This is a genomic window from Variovorax sp. (assembly GCF_965279555.1).
Classification (GTDB): Bacteria; Pseudomonadota; Gammaproteobacteria; order Burkholderiales; family Burkholderiaceae_C; genus Variovorax.
The window spans coordinates 4,912,465-4,937,050 of sequence record NZ_OZ257247.1 but is presented as its reverse complement, the minus strand read 5'-3'; the positions used below and the strand labels follow the sequence as shown (position 1 = coordinate 4,937,050).

Sequence of the window (24,586 nt, the reverse complement as noted above, 5' to 3'; positions counted from 1 at the left end):
AACAGAAAAAAAAGCGGGACCCACGACGCATGAAGCTCTCCATTTCAAGGCGCGCCATGGTGGCGGGCAGCGCTGCCCTGGCCCTCGGCCCCGGCCCGCTGCGGTCGGCACGCGCGGAAAACGGCACGAACGGTGTGACCGACACCGCCATCCGCATCGGCCAGTCGGCCGTGTTCAGCGGGCCGGCAAAAGACTTCGGCGTCGACTACCGCGCGGGCATCAAGCTGTACTTCGACCGCGTCAACAAGTCGGGCGGCGTCAACGGCCGCAAGATCGAACTCGTCACCTACGACGACGCATACGACCCCGCGAAGACCGCCGTCAACACCGCGAAGCTGATCGACGAGGACAAGGTCTTCGCGCTCACCGGCTACGTGGCAACCGGCAATCTCGCGGCCGCGATGCCGCTCGCCGAGAAGGCCGGCGTGCCGATGTTCGCGCCGCTGGTGGGCACCACGTCGTTCCGCACCAAGACCAACCGCTACCTGTTCCATGTGCGCGCGGGCTACGACCTCGAGCTGCGCAAGATCATCAGCCACCTGTCGACCATCGGCATCCAGTCGATTGCCGTGGTCTACCAGGACAGCGCCTTCGGCAAGTCGAACCTCGCGACCTGCGAGGAGCTGGCGGCCGACCACAAGGTGAAGGTGGTGAAGACCTTCCCGCTGGCCATCGCCGCCGAAGACGCGAAGCCGGTCGTCGCGGGCCTTGCCGATGCGAAGCCCGGCGCCGTGCTGATGATCATGGCCGGGCGCATGGTCGAGGTTTTCATGCGCGACTACCGTGCCAGCGGCGCGGGCGCGCCGCTGTACACGCTGTCGGTCGGCATCACCGACGCGGCAGGCTCGGCCAAGCGGCTCGACGGCAAGCTCGCGGGGCTGGTCACGGCCAGCATCGTGCCGCCGCCGCAGGCGCAGCGCGTGCCCATCGTGGCCGACTACCAGCACGACCGCGCCGAGTTCGGCGAGAAGATCGACAGCTACACCGCGCTGGAGGGCTACATCGTCGCGCGCGTGATGGTCGAGGGCCTGCGCCGCGCCGGCAAGACGCTCACGCGCGACAGCTTCATCGCCGGGCTCGAGAGCATCGGCAGCACGCGCTTCGGCGACTTCCCCGTCGAATACAGCGCGAAGAACCACAACGGCTCGACCTTCGTGGACCTGGAGATGTACACCCGTGACGGCCAGTTGCGGCGCTGAGCCGCTGCACCTGCTGGTCAACGGCCAGGCGCAATCGATCGAGGGCGTGCCGCGCGAGGCGACGCTGCTGCACCTGCTGCGCAACGACCTGGGGCTGAACGGCCCCAAGTACGGTTGCGGGCTGGGGCAGTGCGGTGCCTGCACCGTGCACGTCGACGGCGTGGCTGCGCGCTCATGCGTGATTCCCGCGCACGGCGTGGCCGGGCGCGCCATCACCACGCTCGAAGGGCTGGGCTCGCGCGGCGACTGGCATCCGGTGCAGGCCGCCTTCGAAGACGCGCAGGCCGCGCAGTGCGGCTACTGCCTCAACGGCATGGTCATGCAGGCCGCGGCCTTGCTGGCGCGCGATCCGCATGCGAGCGAGGCGCGCATCCGCAGCGAGCTGTCGGGCAACCTGTGCCGCTGCGGCACGCACATCGAAATCCTCGATGCCGTGCAACGCGCTGCCCTGCGCATGCGCGTCGGGCAAGAGCCATGACGCGCCGCGCCGACCTGCCGCAGACGCGCGCCGAGTTCCTCTCCGCCACCGGCGTGCTGCTGGTGCTGCGCGAGACGCCGCCGCCGCCGCCTCCGGCCAAGGGCCAGCCCGCCTTCATCGCCGGCAACCCCGCCGAAGGCGACGAGGTACTGCTCGCCGTGTGGGACGACGGCAGCGCCTCGGCGCTCAACGGCCACGTCGACCTGGGCACCGGCATCCAGACCGCGCTCGCGCAGATCGTTGCCGAGGAACTCGACCTCGGCATGCCCTGCGTGCGCATGATGCTCGGCGACACCGCGCGCGCGCCCAACCAGGGCGCGACCATCGCCAGCGCATCGATTCAGCTCCATGCGCAGCCGTTGCGCCTTGCGGCCGCGCAGGCGCGCGCATGGCTGCTGGCGCGCGCGGCCGAACGGCTCGGCGTGCCTGTCGATGCGCTGCGGGTGCGCAACGGCATCGTGCGCGTCACCGAAGCGCCAGACCGCCATGTCAGCTACGCGGATCTCGTCGCGGGCCAGCGCACCGTGCTGCGGCTCGATCCCAAGGCACAGCCCAAGGACCCCGCGGACTATCGCGTGGTCGGCACGCGGCAGGCGCGCGTCGACATTCCGGCCAAGCTCGCCGGCGAGCTGGTGTTCGTGCACGACATGCGCGTGCCTGGCATGCTGCACGGCCGCGTGGTGCGTCCGCCGTATGCGGGCGCTGACCACGGCGAGTTCATCGGCAACACGCTGGAGGCGGTCGACGAATCGTCGATCGCGCACATCCCCGGTATCCGCGCGGTGGTGGTCATCCGCGACTTCGTCGGCGTCGTGGCCGAGCGCGAGGAGCATGCCGAACAGGCACTGCGCGAACTGCGCGTCACCTGGAAGCCGTGGCCCGGCATGCCGGACCTGAGCGACGTGGCACAGGCGCTGCGCGACAACCCGTCGACGCAGCGATTGCTGGTCGACGAAGGCGATGTCGACGGCGCCATCGCCGCCGCCGCGCAGCCGATGCACCGCACCTACGTTTGGCCGTACCAGATGCATGCGTCCATCGGCCCGTCGTGCGCGCTGGCCGAGTGGCAGCCGGCCGACGGCAGCGGCATGCAACTGCGCTGCTGGGCCGGTTCGCAGAACCCGCACGTGCTTCGCGCCGATCTCGCGAAGCTCATGGGCGTGGAAGACGTTCAGGTCGACGTGGTCCGCATGGAGGCCGCCGGCTGCTACGGCCGCAACGGCGCGGACGACGTGGCCGCCGATGCCGCGCTGCTCGCGCGCGCCGTGGGTGCGCCCGTGCGGGTGCAGCTCACGCGCGAGCAGGAGCATGCGTGGGAGCCCAAGGGCGCCGCGCAACTGATGGAGATCGACGGCGGCCTCATGGCCGACGGCCGCGTCGCCGCCTACGACTTCGAGACCTCGTACCCGTCGAACGGCGCGCCCACGCTGGCGCTGCTGCTCACGCGCACCATCGAGCCGGTGGCGCAGGCTTACGAGATGGGCGACCGCACCGCGCGCCCGCCGTACAGCTACGACAACCTGCGCGTGAAGGTGAACGACATGGCGCCGATCGTGCGCGCCTCTTGGCTGCGCGGCGTGTCGGCATTGCCGAGTTCGTTCGCGCACGAGTCGTACATCGACGAGCTTGCCACGGCGGCGGGCGTCGATCCGGTGCAGTTCCGCCTGCGCTACCTGCAGGACCCGCGCGCTGCCGAGCTGGTGCAGGCCACTGCGCAGAAGGCCGGCTGGCGCATGCGCACCGGCCCGCAGGAGAACGCCGACGGCGGGCTGGGCGAGGGCGGCGACATCCTCTTCGGCCAGGGCTTTGCCTACGCGCGCTACATCCATAGCAAGTGGCCGGGCTTCGGCGCGGCGTGGGCCGCGTGGGTGGCCGACGTGGAGGTCAACCGCAAGACCGGCGAGGTGCATGTGCGCCGCGTGGTGGTGGGGCACGACGCGGGCTTGATGATCAACCCGGCGGGCGTGGAGCACCAGGTGCACGGCAACGTGATCCAGACCACGAGCCGGGCGTTGAAGGAGCAGGTGCAGTTCGCGCCGCAGCAGCAACAGCAACAGCAACAGCAGCATCACCAAGGGCAGGGCGGCGTGCAGTTGCCGGGCGTGCTGCCTTCGGGCGTGGTCGCGAGCCGCGAGTGGGGCAGCTACCCGATCATCAACTTCCGCGAAGTGCCGGTGATCGAGGTGATGCACATGCCGCGGCCGGGCGAGCCCTCGCTGGGCGCGGGCGAATCATCGTCGGTGCCGGGCACGGCGGCGATCGCGAACGCGATCTTCGATGCGACGGGGGTGCGGTTCAGGTCGCCGCCGTTCACGCCGGAGACGGTGCTGGCTGAATTGAACCGGGGTCTGCTCACTGCCCCTCCGGGGGAGGGCGGGGGTGGGGGCATGCGGCGCTCTGATGGTGACACTGCCGTGCCCCCATCCCGGCCTTCCCCCAGAGAGGGAAGGAGCAATGCAGTCTGGCCGCGCCGCAAGGGCGTGTGGGCGACCGGCGCAGCCCTCGTCGTCGGCGGCATCGGCGTCATTGCCGGCTTGCTCGGCTGGCGTTCGGCCATCGCGCCCGTGTCGCTCATCGCGCCGGTCTACAGCCAGGCCACCATCGAGCGCGGCCGGGTGCTCGCCGCCGCCGGCGACTGCGCCGTGTGCCACACCGCGCCCGGCGGCGTGCCCAACGCGGGCGGCCGCGCGATGGACACGCCATTCGGCACGCTCCACACCACCAACCTCACGCCTGATGCCGACACCGGCCTGGGCCGCTGGTCGTTCAGCGCCTTCCAGCGCGCGATGCGCGAAGGCGTCTCGCGCGACGGCCACTACCTGTACCCCGCCTTCCCCTACACGGCCTTCGCCAAGACCAGCGACGACGACCTGCAGGCGCTCTATGCGTATTTCATGTCCATGCCCGCGGTGCGCGCGGAAACGCCGAAGTCCGAGCTCAGGTTCCCGTTCAGCATGCGGCCGCTGATGGCCGGCTGGAACGCGCTCTTCCACGACCCCGCGCCCATGCAGCCCATTGCCACGCAGAGCGCCGAGTGGAACCGCGGCGCCTACCTCGTCAACGGCCTGGGCCATTGCGGCGCCTGCCACACGCCGCGCAATGCGTTGGGCGCCGAACAGGGCGGCGGCGCATTCCTATCGGGCGCGATGGTCGACGGCTGGGAAGCGCCGGCGCTCACGCATCTGTCGAAGTCCGCCGTGCCGTGGGACGCCGACGAGCTCTATCGCTACCTGCGCCACGGCCACACGCAGCGCCACGGCATCGCCGGCGGCCCGATGGCCGAGGTGGTGCGCGAGATGCAGCAGCTGCCCGACGAAGACGTGCGCGCGATGGCCACCTACCTCGGCTCCTTCAACCCGGAGCCTGCTGCTGCGCCCGAGGCCGTGGCGCGGCAGGCGGTCGAGAACGCGGCGCGCACGCAGGGCCGGTTGCTCGGCCCCGCGCAGCGCATGTTCGACAGCGCCTGCGCTTCTTGCCATCACGACGGCAACGGTCCCACGCTGCTCGGCGTGAACACGCCGCTCGCGCTCAACAGCAACCTCACGAGCGCGCGGCCCGACAACCTGCTGCGCACCATCCTCGACGGCGTGCGCGAGCCCGCCACGCGCGACATCGGCTTCATGCCCGCGTTCCGGGAAGCGCTCGACGACCGGCAGATCGCAGAGCTGGCCGGCTACATGCGCGCGCGCTTTGCGCCGAAGGAGCCCGCGTGGACCGACCTGCCCGCGCAGGTGGCACGCGTGCGCGCCGCGCCCGCGCACGGCACAGGGCACTGACAGGGGCTTTGGCTGCCGTTTCCCGGATGCGCCGCTACGATGCCACGTAGCACCATCCACAGAGACATCACGCCATGCCCTTGAATCTTTCCACTTCTTCCAGCCTCCCCCGCGACGCCGAGCGCGCCACCCTCGTCGGCCGTCTCTGGCAACCAGGCGTGGGCCCCGTGCTTGTGGGCGTGCACGACGGCAGCCTGTACGACCTGTCGAAGGTCGCACCCACCATGAGCGACCTGCTCGAAGCCAAGGGATCGCCTGCGGAAGCCGTTCGCCGCGCATTGCAGGGCGCGCCGCGCATCGCCTCGATCGACGAAGCCATCGCCAACAGCGACGAGAGCGTGCGCGATACGGCCAAGCCCTGGCTGCTCGCGCCCTGCGACCTGCAGGCCATCAAGGCCAGCGGCGTAACCTTTGTTGCCAGCCTGCTGGAGCGCGTGATCGAGGAACAGGCGCGCGGCGACGCATCGAAGGCCGAGGCCACGCGCGCGGCCATCGGCAGCGTGCTCGGCGACAACCTTGCCGACATCGTGCCCGGCTCGCCCGAAGCGATGAAGGTCAAGGAAGTGCTGATCGCGCAGGGCGTGTGGTCGCAGTACCTCGAGGTCGGTATCGGCCCTGACGCGGAGATCTTCACCAAGGCGCCGGTACTTGCGGCCGTAGGCACCGGTGCAGACGTCGGCATTCATTCGGGCTCGGTGTGGAACAACCCCGAGCCCGAGGTCGTCCTTGCGGTGAACAGCCGCGGCGAGACGCTCGGCGCCGCGCTGGGCAACGACGTCAACCTGCGCGACTTCGAAGGCCGCAGTGCGCTGCTGCTTGGCAAGGCGAAAGACAACAACGCGTCCTGCGCAATCGGCCCTTTCATCCGGCTGTTCGATGCGCACTTCGGCATCGACGATGTGCGACGCATCACCGTTGCGCTGGAAGTGACCGGGCCTGAAGGCTTCACGCTCCAGGGATCGAGTTCGCTGTCGAAGATCAGCCGCGATCCGCTCGATCTTGTTTCGCAAACAGTGGGAAAACATCACGCTTACCCGGACGGATTCATGTTGTTTCTGGGAACCATGTTTGCTCCGACACAAGACCGTCACGGGCCTGGGCAAGGATTCACCCATGTCGTAGGCGACCGTGTGCGCATTGCCGCGCCGGAGCTGGGTGCACTGGTCAATCGCGTGGTTCATGCGGACCAGGCGCCGATGTGGACTTTCGGTATCAGTGCGTTGATGCGCAATTTGGGTGCGCGTGGATTGCTGTCACCGGAGTTGTAGACGTTCTGTTTGATGTTTGCGAGGAGTTGTACTCCTTTGTGATTCAGAGGCAGTACGTTGCACTCCGTTGTTGTTGACCACGCCTTGGCTTCCCATCAAGATACCGAGCATTAAGAATGGTTGAACAGGGAGTTGAGGTTGTCGCCAAGCGAGATCGAACTATTGCAGTCGCCTGTGGAAGGCCCGCATCCGTGCGGTGAAGACCTGGAGTACGACCCCGACTTCATGGCGTTGCAACAGGCAACGACAGGCAAGCGCGAGCAGCAGTTCGGCACGACCATCATCCCCGCCGAGCCGCCCGACTGGGCGCGCGTGGAGCGCATCGCGAAGCAGCTGTGCTCGCGGACGCGAGACCTTCGCGTGCTGGTGCCACTCACTCTGGCCTGGACCGAGAGCCGCGGATTGCCCGGCTATGTCGAAGGCCTGCAACTCGTCGATGCGGTACTGCAGAAATTCTGGGACGACGTGCATCCGCGCGTGATCGACGACGGCTTCGAAGACCCTCTGCCGCGCATGAACGCATTGGCCGCGCTGACCGAAGCCGAAGGGCTCGGGCGTAGCGTTCGCGATGCGCGGCTGCTCGACGATGGTGGTGCGTCCATGACCTTGCGGCAGGTCGAGGCGCTGCTCGATTCGAGCAAGACAGACCAGATCGACTACCCCGGCGGCATCGGCCGCTTGCGCGACGCCGCGCGCCGAGCGCACGAGAAGGCAGCGGCGCCCGTGGTGGCGTTGCGCGAGGCGCTCGAACTGCTGCAGCGCATTCGGGAGACCTCCGAGCGTGCGCTCGGACAGAGCTGGGCGCCCGACTTCTCGCGGCTCGAGAAATCGCTGCGCACCGTGGTCCAGCTGCTGCCGGAACAGTCTCCGCAAGACCGGGCCGAATCCGTTTCACCCCACGCCACAGTGGGTACGGAAGGAAATGGCAGCCTGCAGACCATGACGAACGGCACTGCCGAAAATGTCGGCGTAGGACTACGCTCGGTTCGCATTAAAGATATTGAAATATCGAGCCGTGATGATGTGCAAGTGCTGTTGGAGAAAGCCTGCCAGTATCTGGAGCGCACGGAGCCGAGCCATCCGTCGCCCATGCTGATACGTCGCGCACAGCGGCTGCTGGAGCTCAACTTCTTCCAGATCATCGAAGAACTCGTGCCCGAGGGATTGCAAAAGATTGAAAGCCTCGCGGGGCGTCCGCTCAACGGCGGGAGCGGCACGCAATAAGAGGAAACAGGCAAGGGCGCCGCGCCGCTGTGTGCCAGCGCGCGGCAGGGGTGAGATCCGCACGCATTTCAGATTCAAGAGGACGCATATGGCAGACAACCGTGTCAGGAACAGTGGTCAGAAGTTCATCGCGCGCAATCGCGCGCCGCGTGTGCAGATCGAGTACGACGTCGAGATCTACGGCAGCGAACGCAAGATCCAGCTGCCCTTCGTGATGGGCGTCATCGCCGATCTCGCGGGCAAGCAGATCGACCCGATGCCCGATCTCGCCGAGCGCGAGTTTATGGCGGTGGACATCGACAACTTCGACGACCGCATGAAGTCCATCAAGCCGCGCGTCGCCTTCCAGGTGCCCAACACGCTCACCGGCGACGGCCAGATGAACGTCGACATCACCTTCGACAGCATGGACGACTTCTCGCCCGCGCGCATCGCGCGCCAGGTGGACGCGCTGCAGCAACTGCTCGAAGCACGCACGGAGCTGTCGAACCTGCTGTCGTACATGGACGGCAAGAACGGCGCCGAGCAACTCATCGCGCAGGCGCTGCAGAACCCGGCGCTGCTGAAGTCGCTGGCTTCCGCACCCAACCCCGCGGTGGCCAAGGCCGTGGAAGCGGCCAACGAAAAGGTCGGCAGCACCACGCCCGGCAACTCTTCCGAATAAGCGCACGCAGCAAGGACACCGCCACCATGAGTACCGCACCCAAGCAAGGCGCCGCGCGCGCACAGGCCACCGTCGAGGCGCTCGAGCCGAACGAGTTCTCCGACCTGCTGCAGCGCGAGTTCAAGCCCAAGACCGACCAGGCCCGCGAGGCGGTGGAGAACGCCGTCAAGACGCTGGCAGTGCAGGCGCTCGAGAACACGGTCACCATCTCCAACGATGCCTACCGCTCGGTGCAGGCCATCATCACGGAGATCGACCGCAAGCTCTCCGAGCAGATCAACCAGATCCTGCACCACGAAGACTTCCAGCAGCTCGAAGGCGCATGGCGCGGCCTGCACTACCTCGTCAACAACACCGAGACCGACGAGCAGCTGAAGATCCGCGTGATGTGCGCATCGAAGCGCGAAGTGGCGCGCTCGCTCAAGCGCCACAAGGGCATCGGCTGGGACCAGAGCCCGCTGTTCAAGAAGATCTACGAGGCCGAGTACGGCCAGTTCGGCGGCGAGCCCTTCGGGGCACTCATTGGCGACTTCCACTTCGACCACAGCCCGCCCGACGTCGAGATGCTCGGCGAAATGGCCAAGATCGCCGCTGCCGCGCATTGCCCCTTCATCGCGGGCGCATCGCCCACCGTGATGCAGATGGATTCCTGGCAAGAGCTTTCGAACCCGCGCGACCTGACCAAGATCTTCCAGAACACCGAGCACACCGCATGGCGCTCGCTGCGCGATTCGGAAGACGCGCGCTACATCGGGCTGGCCATGCCGCGCTTCCTGGCGCGCCTGCCGTACGGCGCGCGCACCAACCCGGTGGACGAGTTCGAGTTCGAGGAAGAGACCGACTCGGCCGCGCACAACCGCTACACCTGGGCCAACTCGGCTTATGCGATGGGCGTGAACATCAACCGCTCGTTCAAGCAGTACGGCTGGTGCACGTCCATCCGCGGTGTCGAATCGGGTGGCGCTGTCGAGAACCTTCCCACCCACACCTTCCCGACCGACGACGGCGGCGTCGACATGAAGTGCCCGACAGAGATCGCCATCAGCGACCGTCGCGAGGCCGAGCTGGCCAAGAACGGCTTCATGCCGCTGGTGCACCGCAAGAACTCCGACTTCGCGGCCTTCATCGGCGCGCAGTCATTGCAGTTGCCGGCCGAGTACTACGACGCCGACGCCACGGCCAATGCCAACCTCGCGGCGCGCCTGCCGTACCTGTTTGCCTGCTGCCGCTTCGCGCACTACCTGAAGTGCATCGTGCGCGACAAGATCGGTTCGTTCCGCGAGCGCGAGGACATGGAGCGTTGGCTCAACGACTGGATCATGAACTACGTCGACGGCAGCCCCGGCACCTCGTCGCAGGACACGAAGGCAATGAAGCCGCTGGCGGCGGCTGAGGTCCAGGTGGAAGCCATCGAGGACAACCCCGGCTACTACGCTGCCAAGTTTTTTCTCCGGCCGCACTATCAGCTCGAAGGGCTGACGGTGTCGTTGCGGCTGGTTTCGAAGCTGCCATCCAACAAGAAGGACAGCAGCTAATTCAACAGCGTCCCGAATCCGGGCGCAAATAACTTTGGGGGTTAATCATGGCAGTAGACATGTTCATGCGCGTCGAAGGTGCAAACGGCGAATCGAAGGATTCGAACCATAAGGACTGGACCGACATCAAGTCGTTTGCATGGGGAGCGACGCAGCCTGGAAACATGGTCAGCGGCGGTGGCGGTGGCGTGGGCAAGGCGAGCTTCAACGACCTGCAGGTGCTCGCGCGCATCGACAAGGCGGCGCCTTCGGTCATGAAGAACTGCGCCAGCGGCAAGCACCTGAGCAAGGTCGAGGTGTCGGTGTGCAAGGCCGGCGGCTCGCAGATCGAATACACGCGCGTCACGCTCGAAGAAGTGCTGGTCACCTCGGTGCAGTACACGGCGGAGCAGGGTTCGGACGCCGTGTTCGTGCAGTACGCCTTCCAGGCCGCGAAGGTGAAGCAGCAGTACTGGGAACAGACCGACAAGGGCGGCAAGGGCGCCGAGACGGTGCTGGGCTGGAACATCAAGGAAAACAAGGAAGCCTGATTTCCTTCGGCGGTCCGCCCGCGCGGCCGCCTTTTTCCCTTTCCCTCTTTCTCGCGCCACGGCCCTGCGCCGTGGTGCAGGTCAGTCAATGAGGACACTTCATGGGCGATGGGTTTGCAGTGCTTGGCGAACGTTCCGTGGCCGAGCACACCGAATGGGTACAGCGGCAGATCCGCGCCAATCCCCAGAACGCCAGCCTGCGGCTCGCCCTGTGCCACTTTCTCGCGTTGCGCGGTGAATGGCAACGGGCCGAAGACCAGCTCAAGCTCGCTACAAAGCTCGATCCCACGTTCACGCCCGCCAGCGTCACCTGTTCGATGGCGCTCGCGGGGGAACGGCATCGCGCCGAATTCTGGGCCGGCGGACGCGCGCCGGCCATCGTCGGCGGCAATGCGGAATGGGTCGAGCAGCTCGTTGCCGCCGCCGCGCTGCCGGCGACCCGCGCAGAAGAAGCCGCGGCCCTGCGCGAGACCGCACGCCAGGCCGCGCCCGCATTGCGCGGCGCGCTCACTGGCGTCGATCGCTCCGACGCACGCGCCGTGCAGGCGCTCGACGGCGAGCCGGTGCAGCGCAGCGATTTCGAATGGCTCTGCGACGGCGACGTGCGCATCGGCCCGGTGCTGGAGCTGCTCGCGCCTTCGGGCTACGCATGGTTGCCGCTGCCGGAGGTACGCCGCATCAAGTTCTCGCGTCCGCAGCACCTGGTCGACCTGCTGTGGGCGCCGGCCGAGATCGAACTGCAGGACGGCCGCGCGCTCAACGGGCTGGTGCCCGTGCGCTACCCGGGCAGCCTCGAAGGGCTCGACGACGAAACCACGCTGGGCCGCCGCACCGACTGGCTGCCGCTGGCCGGCGAAGAGCAATACGCGGGCGTTGGCCAGCGCACGCTGATCAGCGAGGCCGGCGACCATTCCCTGCTCGACCTGCGGCTGATCGAGATCACGCACGAGGGCGCCGCGGCATGAGCGCATTGATGGACAACCACATCGACGGCGACTCGCAGGAAAGCGTTGCGCGCGACCGCCTGCAGCCTGTGCTGCTCGACCGCCTCACCGACAAGGCGCCGCAAAGCCGGCAGGAGCGCGCGGGCGCGTTCCTCATGAGCGGCAAGCTGCTGCGCGACTCTGTTCTGCGCGACCTGCAGTGGCTGCTCAACACCACCAACTTCGGTGCCGACCACGACATCAACGCCATGCCGCGCGCGCGCCGCTCGGTGGTGAACTACGGCGTGCGCGGCTGGGCCGGCGGGCGCATGTCGGAAGTCGACTTCGCCGATGTCGAGGCCGCCATTCGTGCCGCCATCATCGACTTCGAGCCGCGCATCATGAAGGACAGCATCGACGTGCGCTGCGTGACCGACGCGACCGACCTCGAGCACCACAACCTGCTCGCCCTCGAAATTCGCGGCACGCTGTGGTCGGTGCCATATCCGATCGAATTCATCTGCGTTCCGAGTTGGACCTGGAGAGCGGCCACATGGTGCTGCGGCCCACGGGAGGCCTGTGATGCGGTGGCTCTTGCCTTCTGTTCAAGAAACACCGTGGAACCGGCTTTGCCGGGCCACCGGTGTTGCCCCCGGTGAGGGGGAAGGCGTAGCGACACGAAGTGCGCGAAGCCTGGGGGTGAGCTACTGATGGATGCCCGGCTGCTCGACTACTACAACCGCGAGCTCACCTACATGCACGAGCTCGGGGCCGAGTTCGCGCAGCGCTATCCCAAGATCGCGGGCCGCCTGGGCATGCGCGGCATCGAGGTCAGCGACCCGTACGTCGAGCGCCTGCTCGAAGGCTTCAGCTTTCTCACCGCGCGCATCCAGCTCAAGATGGACGCGGAGTTTCCGCGCTTCTCGCAGCGGCTGCTGGAGGTGGTGTACCCCAACTTCCTCGCACCGCTGCCCGCGATGGCGGTGGTGCAGATCGACGGCAACCTCAACGAAGGCTCGCTGAAGGCCGGCTACGAGCTGCCGCGCCACACCATCCTGCGCGGGCGCATGATCAAGGGCGAGCAGACGGCTTGCGAGTTCCGCACGGGCCACGCCGTCACGCTGTGGCCGGTGCGTGTTGCCGAGGCCGGCATCGGCCCGGTGCCGGCGGAGATCGCGCATGCCATGCCTGCGGTTGCGCGGCAGGCGAAGAGCGCGCTCACCATCCGGCTCGAAGCGGTGGGCGGCGCGCGCTTCTCTGAAATGCCGCTGGAGCGGCTCGAGTTCTTCCTCTCGGGCGCCGAACTGCATGCGCTGCGCGTGCTCGAGCTCGTGGCGCACCACGCCGTGGGCACCGTATGCCGCAGCGGCCCGGGCAGCACCGCGCGCATCGTGCCGCTCGGCGACGATGCCATCCGCCACGAAGGCTTCGCGCCCGACCAGGCGCTGCTGCCTTACGACGCGCGTTCGTTCCAGGGATACCGCCTTCTGCACGAGTACTTCGCGTTTCCCGACCGATACCTTTTCTTCAGCGTCAACAAGCTTCGCGCCGCAGCGCAGGCCATGGGCGGCACCACGATGGAAATCGTGATCCTGCTCGACCGCGCCGATGCCGATCTCGAGCGGCTGGTCGACGCCAGGCACTTCTCGCTGTTCTGCACGCCCATCATCAACCTCGTGCCGCGCCGCAGCGACCGCATTCCGGTGGGCCCGGGCCAGCACGAGCACCATGCGGTCATCGACCGCACGCGGCCGCGCGACTTCGAGATCTTCACCGTCGAGCGCGTGACCGGCCACATGGCCAACGGATCGGAAGAGCGCGAGTTCCGGCCCTTCCTTGGTTCGTTCGCGGCGGACGACGGCGACTTCGGCGCCTACTTCTCGCTGCGCCGAGAACCGCGCCTGGTGTCGGACCGCGCCCGCGCACAGGGCACGCGCACCAGCTACACCGGCAGCGAGGTGTATGTGTCGCTGGTCGACCAGCACGACGCGCCGTTTCCGCACAGCCTGCGCCACATCACCCTCGACGCGCTGTGCACCAACCGCGACCTGCCGCTGCTGCTGCCGACCGGGCTGGAGTCTGACTTCACGCTGCGCGTGTCGGCGCCGGTGCGCTCGATCCGCATCCTGCGCGGCCCGTCGCGGCCCTATCCGGCACTGGCGGAAGGCGCGCTCACCTGGCGGCTCATCAGCCACCTCGGCCTCAACTACCTGAGCCTGACCGATGTCGACGCGACGCAGGGTGCAGCCGCGCTGCGCGAGATGCTCGACCTTTATGGCAACCTGGCCGATCCGTCGGTCCGCCGGCAGATCCAGGGCGTGCGTTCGATGGCGCTGGCGCCGGTGTTCCGCCGCCTGCCCGAGCCGGGGCCGATCGTGTTCGGGCGCGGCGTGGAGATCGCGCTGAAGATCGACGAGGTCGCGTTCTCGGGTGCAAGCCCGTACCTGTTCGGCGCTGTGCTGGAGCAGTTCTTCAGCCGCCACGTGTCGCTCAATGCATTCACCGAGTTCGCGCTGTCCAGCCTGCAGCGCGGAGAAATCGCGCGCTGGACCCCCCGCGTGGGCCGCCGCCCCGCCGTATGAGCGAAGAGAGCTTCACCGACGACATGGCGGCCTTGCCGGTCCGCGACGGCGAGGCTGCACAGGACACGGCCGACGTCTGCTACAGCATCCCGCAGCCGCTGCAATCCACGCCGTTGCCGCGCGGCCTGCCCGAGGCCGACCCCGAGCTGTGGGCGCAACTGGTCGACCAGCCTTTCGGGCACGACCTGTTCATGCTGCTGCGCCGGCTCGACGCGCAGAGCGACCATCCGCTGCTCGGCCGTGCGCCACGCCCCATCGACGAACCGCTGCGGCTCGGACAGGAGCCATCGATGGCCTTCGCGCCGTCGAACGTGGCGGGCGTCGATGCGTCTCAAGACGGTCCGCCGCGCATCTCGATCTACGGCTTCGGCCTGTTCGGTCCAAACGGCCCGCTGCCGCTGCACATGACCGAATATGCGCGCGAGCGCAAGCGCCACCATGCCGACGACACGCTGAGCGCGTTCGCCGACCTGTTCCATCACCGGCTCATCTTGCTGTTCTACCGGGCCTGGGCCGACGCGCAGTCGGTCAACAGCCTCGACCGCCCGGACGGCCATCGCTTCGTCGACTACGTCGCCAGCCTCATGAACATGGGGCAGCCGGGCCTCAAGGGGCGCGACCGCATCGCAGACCATGCGCGCACTTTCATGGCCGGCCATCTCGTGCGCCAGACGCGCAACCCCGAGGGCCTGATTCAGATCCTGCGGCTGTACTTCGACGTGCCCGTGCGCATCGAGGAATTCGTGAGCGACTGGGTGCGCATCGACGAGCGCCAGCTCAGCACGCTCGGCCTGTCTGGTCGCAACCATCAACTGGGCGGCGGCGCCACCGTCGGCATCGCGGTGCGCGATGCGCAGAGCAAGTTCCGCGTCGAGCTCGGTCCGCTGTCGCAGCAGGAGTTCCAGGAGCTTCTGCCCGGTACCAGGCGGCTGCACCAGGTGGTCGACTGGGTGCGCCAGTACGTGGGCATCGAGTTCGCGTGGGAGCTGCGGCTCGTGCTGCGCAAGCAGGATGCCCACGGCATGCAGCTCGGCGGCAGGCAGCAGCTCGGCTGGGGCAGCTGGCTCGGCACCCGCCTGCAGGACACCGACGCGGGCGACATGGTGTTCCAGCCCGAGGCTTTGTTTTCCCGTTCCGCATCGGCGGCTCCCATCGACTCGATCCCATGACTGATATCCGACGCGTCTCGCTCTTCTCCAAGCTCAACCCGATGCTCTACAAGGCATTGGAAACCGCCACCGCCTTCGCCAAGCTGCGCGGAAATGCCTACGTGGAGCTGGTGCACTGGCTGCACCAGATCCTGCAGCTGCAGGACAGCGACATGCTGCGCATCATCAAGCGCGCGGGCCTGAACCTCGACGCGGTCGAGAACGACCTGGTGCGCGCGCTCGACCGGTTGCCGCACGGCGCCACGTCGATCAGCGACATCTCCGAGCATGTCGACAACGCGGTCGAGCGCGCGTGGGTCTATGCGAGCCTGCGCTTCGAGGCCACCTCGATCCGCGGCGCCTACCTGCTCGCGGGCATCATCAAGACGCCGGGGCTGCGGCAGGTGCTGTCGGGCATTTCGCGCGAGTTCGACAAGATCGTGCCCGACGTGCTGGTGGCACAGCTCGCGGCGTGGACCGAAGGCTCGCCCGAAGACGACTACGACGTGGCCGCCGCGCAAGGCGTGCCGGCCGTCGCGTCCGCGAATGCGCACCAGGGCGAGGGCCCGCCGGCCGGCGGCTCCGCGCTGGCCAAGTACGCGAGCGACCTCACGGCCAAGGCCCGCGCGGGCGAGCTCGATCCGGTGTACGGCCGCGACGACGAGATCCGCCAGATCATCGACATCCTCATGCGGCGGCGCCAGAACAATCCGCTGCTGACCGGCGAAGCCGGCGTCGGCAAGACGGCGGTGGTCGAGGGGCTGGCCTCGCGCCTTGCGGCCGGAGACGTGCCGCCTTCGCTGAAGGACGTGTCGCTGTGGGTGCTCGACCCCACGCTGCTGCAGGCCGGCGCTGGCGTGAAGGGCGAGTTCGAGCAGCGGCTGCGGCAGGTGATCGACGAGGTCGAGAAGAGCCCGAAGCCCATCGTGCTGTTCGTCGACGAAGTGCACACGCTGGTGGGCGCGGGTGGCACCGCCGGCACCGGCGATGCGGCCAACCTGCTCAAGCCGGCGCTCGCGCGCGGGCGGCTGCGCACCATCGGCGCGACCACCTGGTCGGAGTACAAGAAGTACATCGAGAAAGACCCGGCGCTCACGCGGCGCTTCCAGACCATCCAGGTGCACGAGCCCACCGAGCCGAAGGCGGTGGTGATGCTGCGCGGCATTTCGGCCGAGCTCGAGAAGCACCACGGCGTGCTCATTCTCGACGCCGCGCTCGAGGCGGCCGTGAGCCTGTCGCACCGCTACATTCCCGCGCGCCAGCTGCCCGACAAGGCGGTGAGCCTGCTCGACACGGCATGCGCGCGCGTGGCACTGAGCCAGCATGCGCTGCCGGCCGCCATCGAAGACCTGCAGCGCCGCATCGAGGTGCTGGGCATAGAGTCGGGCATTGCGGGGCGCGAGGCCGCCATCGGCGTGGGTGAGCACCAGCGCGTGGAAGACATCGCGGCTCAGGTTGCATCGGCGCAGGCAGAGCTTGCGCTGCTGGAGACGCGGCGCGTGGAAGAAAGTGCGCTGGTCGAACGCATCGTGGCTCTGCGCAAGCAGCTGTCGCCTGCCGCTGTGCCACAGGCACAGGCTGGCGATGCACAAGAGGATGCCCAGGAAGATGCCAGGGCATCGGATACCGAACCCGCGAAGACCGCGGAAGAGATCCGCGCCGAACTCGCCCAGGCGCAAGACAGGCTCGTGCAACTGCAGGGCGAGTCGCCGCTCATTCTTGCGGCTGTCGATGCGCAGGCCATCGCCACCGTGGTTGCCGACTGGACCGGCATTCCCATCGGCCGCATGGTGCGAGACGACGCGCAGTCGGTACTCAAGCTCGGCGAAATTCTTTCGGCCCGCGTGGTTGCGCAGCCCGATGCGCTGGAGACCATCTCGCGGCGCATCCGCACGGCGCGTGCGCGACTGGACAACCCCAACAAGCCCGTCGGCGTGTTCCTGCTGTGCGGCCCCTCGGGCGTGGGCAAGACCGAGACCGCGCTCGCGCTGTCTGAAGCGTTGTACGGCGGCGAGCAGAACCTCGTCACCATCAACATGAGCGAGTTCCAGGAGTCGCACACCGTCTCCACGCTCAAGGGCGCGCCGCCCGGCTACGTGGGCTATGGCGAAGGCGGCGTGCTCACCGAGGCCGTGCGACGCAGGCCCTACAGCGTGGTGCTGCTCGACGAGATCGAGAAGGCGCACACCGACGTGCACGAGATCTTCTTCCAGGTCTTCGACAAGGGCTGGATGGAAGACGGCGAAGGCCGGCACATCGACTTTCGCAACACCGTGATCATCATGACCTCCAACGTCGGCACCGACCTGGTCATGCAACTGTGCGAAGACCCGACCCTGCGGCCCGATCCCGAGCCGCTGGCCGCTGCCCTGCGCGAGCCGCTGCTGAAAGTGTTCGCGCCCGCGCTGCTCGGCCGCCTGGTTGTAGTGCCTTATTACCCGTTGCACGCGGAAGCGTTGCATCGCATCATCCGCCTTCAGCTCGACCGCATCGCCGCGCGCCTGCAGGCGAACCACGGCATTGCATTGGCTTACGACGACAGCGCTGTGGAACTGGTCGCAAGGCGCTGCACGGCCATAGAGTCGGGTGGCCGGATGATCGACGCGATCCTCACGCACACGATCCTTCCGCGTCTGAGCGAGGAAGTCATCGGCGCCACGGTCAGTGCGCGCAAGCTCGCCGCCGTGCGGCTGAGCGCGGCGGGAGACGACTTCCACTACGAATTTTCCGAAGCCGAACGCTGAGAGCGCACGGCGGGCCAAGAAAGGGAGCAGCCATGGACCGTATCGTCATCGCCCACACCCCGCTCGCGGAAGACCAGCTCATGTTCCGTTCGATGAACGGCACCGAAGGCCTGTCGCGGCTCTTCGAGTTTGAGGTCGACCTGCTGAGCCCGAGCGCTTCGATCGACCTGCAGTCGGTGCTGGGCAAGCCGCTTTCCCTGGAAATCAAGACGGCCGGGGCACCGCGATTTCTTTGCGGGCAGGTGGTGCGCTTCTCGATGATCGGGCGCGAGGGCCGCACCTCGCGCCATACCGTCTATCGCGCCATCGTGCGCCCCTGGCTCTGGTATCTGACGCGCACGAGCGGCTATCGCATCTTCCAGAACAAGACCGTTGTCGAGATGCTCGAGGAGGTGTTCGCGGACTACAGCTTCGCCTTCGAGAAGAAGCTCACCGCTTCCTACCGCCAGTGGGAGCATTGCGCGCAGTACAACGAGAGCGACTTCGCGTTCGTGAGCCGGCTCATGGAACTCGAAGGCATCTACTACTACTTCAAGCACGAGCAGAACGAGCACACGCTGGTGCTGGTGGACGATATCGGCGCGCACGAGCCGATGCCGGGCTACGAGACCATCGACTACTTCGCGTCGGACCGCGACGTGACGGAAGACGTCGAGGTGATCGACGACTGGCGCGTGACCGGCGAGGTACGCACCGGCCGCTACACGGTCGACGACTTCAACTTCACCACGCCGGGCAGCGACCTGACCAACGTGCGCTCCCAGCCGCAGCCGCATGACCATGCCGACTACGAAATGTACGAATGGCTGGGCGAGTTCACCAACGCCGGCGAGGGCGAGCACTACGCGCGCGTGCGGCTCGAGGAGGCGCAGGCCCTGGGTGAGCGCAGCGAGGGCCACGCCACGGTGCGCGGCATGGCGCCGGGCTACAAGTTCAGCATGCGCGGTTCGAGCCGCGAGGACGACAACCGCGAGTACCTGATCGTTTCGGTGACGTATGCGCTGCGCGAGGGCGGCTACGCCTCGGGCGTCGAGCCGGGCGAGTACGGCTTCGGCTTCGTGGTGCAGCCCACCTCGCTGCCGTACCGCGCGCCCCGGGTCACGAGCGTGCCGCGAACGAGCGGCCCGCAGACGGCTGTGGTGGTGGGGCCCGAGGGCAAGGAGATCTGGACCGACCAGTACGGCCGCGTGAAGGTGCAGTTCCGCTGGGACCGCAGCGGGCGGCGCAACGAGAACTGCTCGTGCTTCGTGCGCGTGTCGCAGGTCTTCGCGGGCGACGGTTTCGGCGCGGTGTTCACGCCGCGCATCGGGCAGGAGGTGATCGTCGATTTCATCGGCGGCCTTGCCGACCGGCCGATCATCACGGGGCGCGTGTACAACCCGCGCCACATGCCGCCCTTCGATCTGCCGGGCGAGGACACCAAGAGCGGCTTCGTCACGCGCTCCACGCAGGGCGGCTCGCCGGCCACGGCGAATTCGCTGGTGTTCGAGGACAGGATGGGCGCCGAGTTCGTGGCGCTGCATGCCGAGCGCAACCTGGACGTGTCGGTCGAAGCCGACGAGACGCACGACACCGGCGGCTCCCGCACCACGGTGATCGAAGGCCCCGACGTGCTCACGGACAACACGCTGCGCGACGCGACCGTCAACGGCCCCGACACGCTGGAGGTCAACGGGCCGCAGACCATCACCATCAACGGGCCGCAGACGCAGACCGTCAACGGCCTGCAGACCGAGACCATCAACGGTCCGCGCGTGGACACCGTGCTCGCCAACGAGATCCGCACGGTGGTCGCGGGCCGGCTGGATACGGTCACCGCGTACGAGACTGTCGTCATCAACGGCGTGCGCAGCGAGACCGTGCACGGGCCTTCGAGCGTCACGGTCGACGATGCGCGTGAGGACACCTTCAAGTCGACCTGGACGCGCGAGGTGACGGGGGCGTCCACCGACACGCTCAAGGCCGGGCTGACCGAGACGATCACCGGCACCCACAAGTCCACGGTGAGCGACGCCTACGACGGCGAAGCCAAGACCGTCACCATCAAGTCCACGGGCGGCGACGTGGTCATCACCGCGTCCGGCGACATGACGCTGGAAGCCAACTGGGTGAAGAAGATCAGCCGCGAGCTGCATTGGGATTCCGCGCCGGTGCGCCTGTCCAACACAGGCATCAACGTCAACTTCAACGCCATCGCCACCAGCAGCAGCGGCCTGGCCAACTTCAACAACCTCGTGCAGGTCTCGACCAACGGCGCACGGCTGGAATTCTTCGGCTTCGGCTATGCCTTCGGCCTCTATGCGACCACGCAGACGCTGGCGCAGACCGCCAACAAGGGCTACGACATCGAGATGGGCGAAGTGGCGCTGTACTTCAAGCTGCTGACGGGCTTCGCCTGATGCCATCATGAGCGCCGGCGACTACTGGTACCTGTTCATCCTCATTCCGGCAGCGGTTCTGGCGGTGTTCGTCGGCGGTGCGGTCGGCATCATGAAATTGCAGCGCATGTCGAACGACGCGGTCTCCGGCGCGGGGCGTAGCCAGCATGTGCTGCGCGTCGGCCTGCCGACCACCGCGCGGGTGCTGGACGCGAACGACACCGGCACCCGCGTCGACCGCATCTTCATCATCACGCACCTGCGGCTGCAGGTCGACGCGGCAGGCGCGGTACCGGGCTTCGAGACGAGCATCGACGTGCCGCTGAGCCCGGTCAGGCTGCCGCAGTTCGCACCGGGGCAGATCGTCAAGGTGAAGGTCGATCCGGCAACGCATCACGTGGCGATCGACCAGCCCCGTCAATGAAGACCGTCAAGCCGTTCCGCCTGAGCGTCCTCACGCGGCCGCAGCGCTGGCGCGGCAACGACATGCTCGGCGTGGCGGTGCTGGGGCTGGTGAGCCTGGAGGACGATCCCAGGCTGATGCCCGAGCAGGAGCTCTGGCAGTTGGCGGCCGAGGACATCGGCCCCGGCAACGTGCTCGACCTGGGCATGCCCAAGCACGAACCAGAGTGGCTCGCCAGCGGCCATGCTTACACCGCCCACCAGGCCGACAGGACGATGTGCGCGGTGAAGATGGTCGTGGCCGGCAGCGAGAAGCGCCTTCATGTGTCCGGCGATCGCTATTGGCTCGACGGCCGCATCACGCCGCCCCAGCCCTTCGACAGCATGCCGCTGGACTGGGCGCATGCGTACGGCGGCGCGTCGGTGCCGCAGAACCCGCAGGGCATCGGCAGCGCCGACGAGATCGTCAACGGCGTGCGCACGCGCCGGTTGCCGAACGTGGAGTCGCCCGATGCCCGGATGTCGGCGCCCGGGCGCGCCGTGCGGCCCGCGAGCCTGGGCGCGATTCCGCCCGACTGGCCGCAGCGGGCGCAACTGCTCGGCCGCTCCTACGACCAGCAATGGCTCCAGACACAGTACCCCGGCCCCGCTGACGACATGGACTGGCGCTACTTCAACGCCGCGCCGCCCGACCAGCGCTGGCCCGGCATGCCGGAGCTGCCCGCCGGTGCGCCCTACGAGATCTGGAACATGCATCCGGACGAGCCGGTGCTGCGCGGTGCGCTGCCGCGCTGGCGCACACGCTGTTTCGCAAGCCGGCACGCTGATGGCAGCGAACTGCAGGAAACGCCGCTGCGCCTGAGCACGGCGTGGTTCTTTCCGCATCGCCGGCGCGCGATCCTGATCTGGCACGGCAGCTTCGCCATTGCGGAAGACGACGCCGCCGACATGAAGCACATCATGCCGGCGCTCGAACTGGAAAGCGAGGCCAGGCCGCTCGCGCACTACCAGTCGGTGCTGCAGCTGCGCCTGGATCCCAAGTCCGCCGTGCATGCGGTGCGCGACAGCGACCTCGTGCCCAGGGCCGTGATGGGCGCCTGGGCCGGCGACCGGCTGCCGGACGCTGCCGCCAAGCCTTCGGTTCGCAACCAGCGCGCCGGCCAGTTGCGCGCGCACGAACAGGAGCGCGCCCGGCTGCTGCGCGAGGGCCTGGACCCCGACAAGCTGCTGCCGGAGCCGGTGAAGATCGAAGGATCCCTCACGCTCGACGACTTGCCCGAGTACAGCGAACGCATGGAAGCGGAGATCGCCCGCACGCGCGAGGACCTCAGGACGCGCAGCGAGCAGGCCATTGCCGCGTCGCGGCACGACGGCAGCCCGCCACCTGGTCCGCCGCAGCGCAACCGCTTCGACCCCGACAAGGTGATCGCGGAACTCGCCCGGCTTGAAGCTTTCGACGAGCAGGTCCACAGGCTCCCGCCCGAAGCACAGGCCGGCGCCAGGGCAGATGCCGCGAAGGCGCGCGAGCGCATGGCCGCGCAGATCCGGCAGGGGCACCTGTACACCGCGCACTTGCTCGATGCCGCCCCACCCGCATCGAGCTTTCGCACCGCCAAGCTGCGGCGGCGCCTGGGCCGCGCCGAAGCCGGCCGCCGCAACTTCGCGCGCATGAACCTGATCGGCGCCGACCTGTCGGGCATGGACCTGAGCGGAGCCGACTTCAGCGGCGCCAACCTCGGAGACGCCAACCTGCAGGGCGCGCGGCTGGCGGGTTGCAACTTCACGCAGGCGGTGCTGGCGCGCGCGCGGCTGGAGCGCGCGGTGCTCTCCGACTGCAGGTTCGATCACGCCAACCTGGGCGCGGCCCTGTGCGACGGCGCCGACTTCAGCCGTGCCAGCCTGCGCCATGCGAACTGCAGCAAGACCGTGTTCCGCGCCTGCGCCATGGGCTCGGCCGTGTTCGAGCAGACCCATGTGCACGAAAGCATCTGGCAGCAGTGCGACCTGCGGAAGTCCCGCTGGCTGCAGGTGGCCATGATCAAGATGCGCTTCGAGGACGTGTCGTTCGAGCAAGCGTCGTTCCGCCAGATGGGCTGGATCGAGTGCACGCTGGCTGGCGTGTCGTTCGCGCGCGCCTCGCTCGATAGCTGCGGCTTCACCACATTGGCCGGGCATGAAGGGCTCGACTTCACCGGCGCTACGCTGGTGTCGAGCAGCTTCGGGCACCGCAGCTCGCTGGCTGGCGCGGTGCTGCGCGACGCGGTGCTCAGGCACTGCGGCCTGCGCGGCGTGAACCTGGCCGGTGCCGACCTGCGCGGCGTGCAGCTCGAAGGCTGTGATTTCTCGGGTTGCGACCTGCGCGGCGCGAAGCTCGACCGGCTGGCCGGCGGCGAGAGCCTGTTCATCCGCACCGACTTCACGGGTGCCTCGCTGGCGGGCGCGAATTTCATCGACAGCAACCTGTCGAAATCCGACCTGCGGCTGGCCGACCTGCACGATGCCAACCTGTTCCGTGCCGACGTGTCGCAGGCCTTCATCGACGGCACGACGCGCCTGGACGGCGCCTATACCCACCATGCCAAGGTGCTGCCGGCCCGGCGCGCCGTACCTGAAGATAGATGACGCGCGACGAGCTGCTGGACAAGATCCGACATGGAGTGACTTTGACGAACCTGGACTGCAAGGGCTGGGACCTGAGCGGGCTCGACCTGTCGGGCGCGGTGTTCGAGCGCGTGGACTTCAGCGGCTCGCTTCTCGCGCACGCCAGCCTGGAGGACGCCACCCTGTCGAACTGCACATTCGCGCAGGCGGACCTTCGCCATGCGCGGCTGAAGGACGCGCGGCTTTTTCGCAGCCGGCTCGAAGCCGCGCGGATCGACCATGCATTCGTGCAGGACGTCGCGTTCATGGAGTGCGCGCTCGACGATGCCGCGTTCGACGACGCGCACCTGGAGCGCGTGTCCTTCTTCAAGTGCCGCATGCACGGCACCCGCATGCGCACGCGCCAGTTCGACCGCGTGACCTTCGGCGAATGCGAGATCGACGGGCTGGACTGCACCGGGGCGTCGCTCACCTTCGCGACCTTCCTGCGCGCGAACCTGCGCGGCGTGGTGCTTGCCGGTGCGCGTTGCGAGAGCACGACCTTCATGGAGTGCGACCTGCGCGGGATGCGCTTTGCGGCCCAGGAGCTGGTGCTGTGCCAGTTCACCGACAGCCGGATGGACGAGGTGGACTTCAGCGACGCGGTACTGACTCAGAGCAACTTCAAGGGCGCAACGCTGAACGCGGCGCGATTTGCGGGTGCGAACGCCTGCGCCACGCTGTTCCCGCAGGCGCAGCTGGCGGGCGCGGTGTTCACTGGCGGGCGCTTCGACCAGTCGATCTGGGCCGATGCAAAGGCCGAGGGCGCGGATTTCAGCGATGCATCCTTCGCGCTGAGCGTGTGGCACCGAGCGCGTTGCGCCGGCGCGACTTTTGCGCGCGCCGCACTGCAGGATGCAGATTTCTCCCATGCCGACCTGACGCGGGCAGACCTTCGGGGCGCGCAGTTCCTGCGCACGCGCATGCATCGCGCGCTGCAGGAGGGGGCGCATTTCTCGGGGCGCGGCGGTCTCATCGAACAGGACGTGGAACTGCACAAGGCGCAGTCCTGGTCCGACACGCGCGGCGGCCGGCAGGCCCCGGGATGATGCAAGGCGAGCGCGGGAACCCCATGCAAGCAACGCAAGCACTGAA

16 protein-coding genes and 1 pseudogene are annotated in these 24,586 nt (G+C 67.8%); all 17 read left to right on the top strand.

All coding sequences use genetic code 11. The features are described from left to right. Positions 1-29: 29 nt before the first annotated feature. Positions 30-1,199, top strand: coding sequence for an ABC transporter substrate-binding protein (locus ACQY8B_RS23065; protein ID WP_422088840.1), 1,170 nt, complete (start codon positions 30-32; stop codon positions 1,197-1,199). After that, positions 1,177-1,677 (top strand): (2Fe-2S)-binding protein, encoded by a 501-nt coding sequence (locus ACQY8B_RS23060; RefSeq protein WP_422088839.1) that lies wholly within the window; start codon positions 1,177-1,179, stop codon positions 1,675-1,677. Before ACQY8B_RS23065 ends, ACQY8B_RS23060 begins: the two co-directional genes overlap by 23 nt. Further along, on the top strand, positions 1,674-5,453 hold the full coding sequence (locus ACQY8B_RS23055; protein WP_422088838.1) for a molybdopterin cofactor-binding domain-containing protein: 3,780 nt from the start codon (positions 1,674-1,676) through the stop codon (positions 5,451-5,453). Before ACQY8B_RS23060 ends, ACQY8B_RS23055 begins: the two co-directional genes overlap by 4 nt. Positions 5,454-5,527: 74 nt before the next feature. Continuing rightward, a complete protein-coding gene (locus ACQY8B_RS23050; RefSeq protein WP_422088837.1) occupies positions 5,528-6,721 on the top strand; it encodes a fumarylacetoacetate hydrolase family protein in 1,194 nt (397 codons plus the stop codon). A gap of 132 nt (positions 6,722-6,853) precedes the next feature. Continuing rightward, the gene (tssA, locus tag ACQY8B_RS23045; RefSeq protein ID WP_422089096.1) at positions 6,854-7,945 is read left to right on the top strand and encodes a type VI secretion system protein TssA; all 1,092 of its coding nucleotides are present in this window, start codon (positions 6,854-6,856) and stop codon (positions 7,943-7,945) included. Positions 7,946-8,033: 88 nt separating this feature from the next. Beyond that, the gene (gene tssB / locus ACQY8B_RS23040) at positions 8,034-8,609 is read left to right on the top strand and encodes a type VI secretion system contractile sheath small subunit (RefSeq protein WP_422088836.1); all 576 of its coding nucleotides are present in this window, start codon (positions 8,034-8,036) and stop codon (positions 8,607-8,609) included. Positions 8,610-8,635: 26 nt separating this feature from the next. Then, positions 8,636-10,144, top strand: coding sequence for a type VI secretion system contractile sheath large subunit (gene tssC, locus ACQY8B_RS23035; protein WP_081268110.1), 1,509 nt, complete (start codon positions 8,636-8,638; stop codon positions 10,142-10,144). A gap of 47 nt (positions 10,145-10,191) precedes the next feature. Next, on the top strand, positions 10,192-10,674 hold the full coding sequence (locus tag ACQY8B_RS23030; protein WP_081268111.1) for an Hcp family type VI secretion system effector: 483 nt from the start codon (positions 10,192-10,194) through the stop codon (positions 10,672-10,674). 101 nt (positions 10,675-10,775) lie between these two features. Continuing rightward, positions 10,776-11,639 (top strand): type VI secretion system accessory protein TagJ, encoded by an 864-nt coding sequence (locus tag ACQY8B_RS23025; protein ID WP_428744988.1) that lies wholly within the window; start codon positions 10,776-10,778, stop codon positions 11,637-11,639. After that, positions 11,636-12,180: pseudogene (gene tssE, locus ACQY8B_RS23020) on the top strand (type VI secretion system baseplate subunit TssE). Before ACQY8B_RS23025 ends, tssE begins: the two are co-directional and overlap by 4 nt. A gap of 127 nt (positions 12,181-12,307) precedes the next feature. After that, positions 12,308-14,179, top strand: coding sequence for a type VI secretion system baseplate subunit TssF (gene tssF, locus ACQY8B_RS23015; RefSeq protein ID WP_422088833.1), 1,872 nt, complete (start codon positions 12,308-12,310; stop codon positions 14,177-14,179). Further along, a complete protein-coding gene (gene tssG, locus ACQY8B_RS23010) occupies positions 14,176-15,348 on the top strand; it encodes a type VI secretion system baseplate subunit TssG (RefSeq protein ID WP_422088832.1) in 1,173 nt (390 codons plus the stop codon). Before tssF ends, tssG begins: the two co-directional genes overlap by 4 nt. Next, a complete protein-coding gene (gene tssH, locus ACQY8B_RS23005) occupies positions 15,345-18,071 on the top strand; it encodes a type VI secretion system ATPase TssH (RefSeq protein WP_422088831.1) in 2,727 nt (908 codons plus the stop codon). The genes tssG and tssH overlap by 4 nt, the downstream gene beginning before the upstream one ends. A 32-nt stretch (positions 18,072-18,103) precedes the next feature. Then, entirely contained in the window at positions 18,104-20,470 is a 2,367-nt protein-coding gene (locus tag ACQY8B_RS23000) for a type VI secretion system Vgr family protein (protein WP_422088830.1), read from the top strand. 7 nt (positions 20,471-20,477) lie between these two features. After that, positions 20,478-20,873, top strand: a complete 396-nt coding sequence (locus ACQY8B_RS22995) for a hypothetical protein (protein ID WP_422088829.1) — start codon at positions 20,478-20,480, stop codon at positions 20,871-20,873. Next, entirely contained in the window at positions 20,870-23,473 is a 2,604-nt protein-coding gene (locus ACQY8B_RS22990) for a DUF2169 domain-containing protein (protein ID WP_422088828.1), read from the top strand. Before ACQY8B_RS22995 ends, ACQY8B_RS22990 begins: the two co-directional genes overlap by 4 nt. Further along, positions 23,470-24,540, top strand: a complete 1,071-nt coding sequence (locus ACQY8B_RS22985; protein ID WP_422088827.1) for a pentapeptide repeat-containing protein — start codon at positions 23,470-23,472, stop codon at positions 24,538-24,540. Before ACQY8B_RS22990 ends, ACQY8B_RS22985 begins: the two co-directional genes overlap by 4 nt. Positions 24,541-24,586 lie beyond the last annotated feature (46 nt).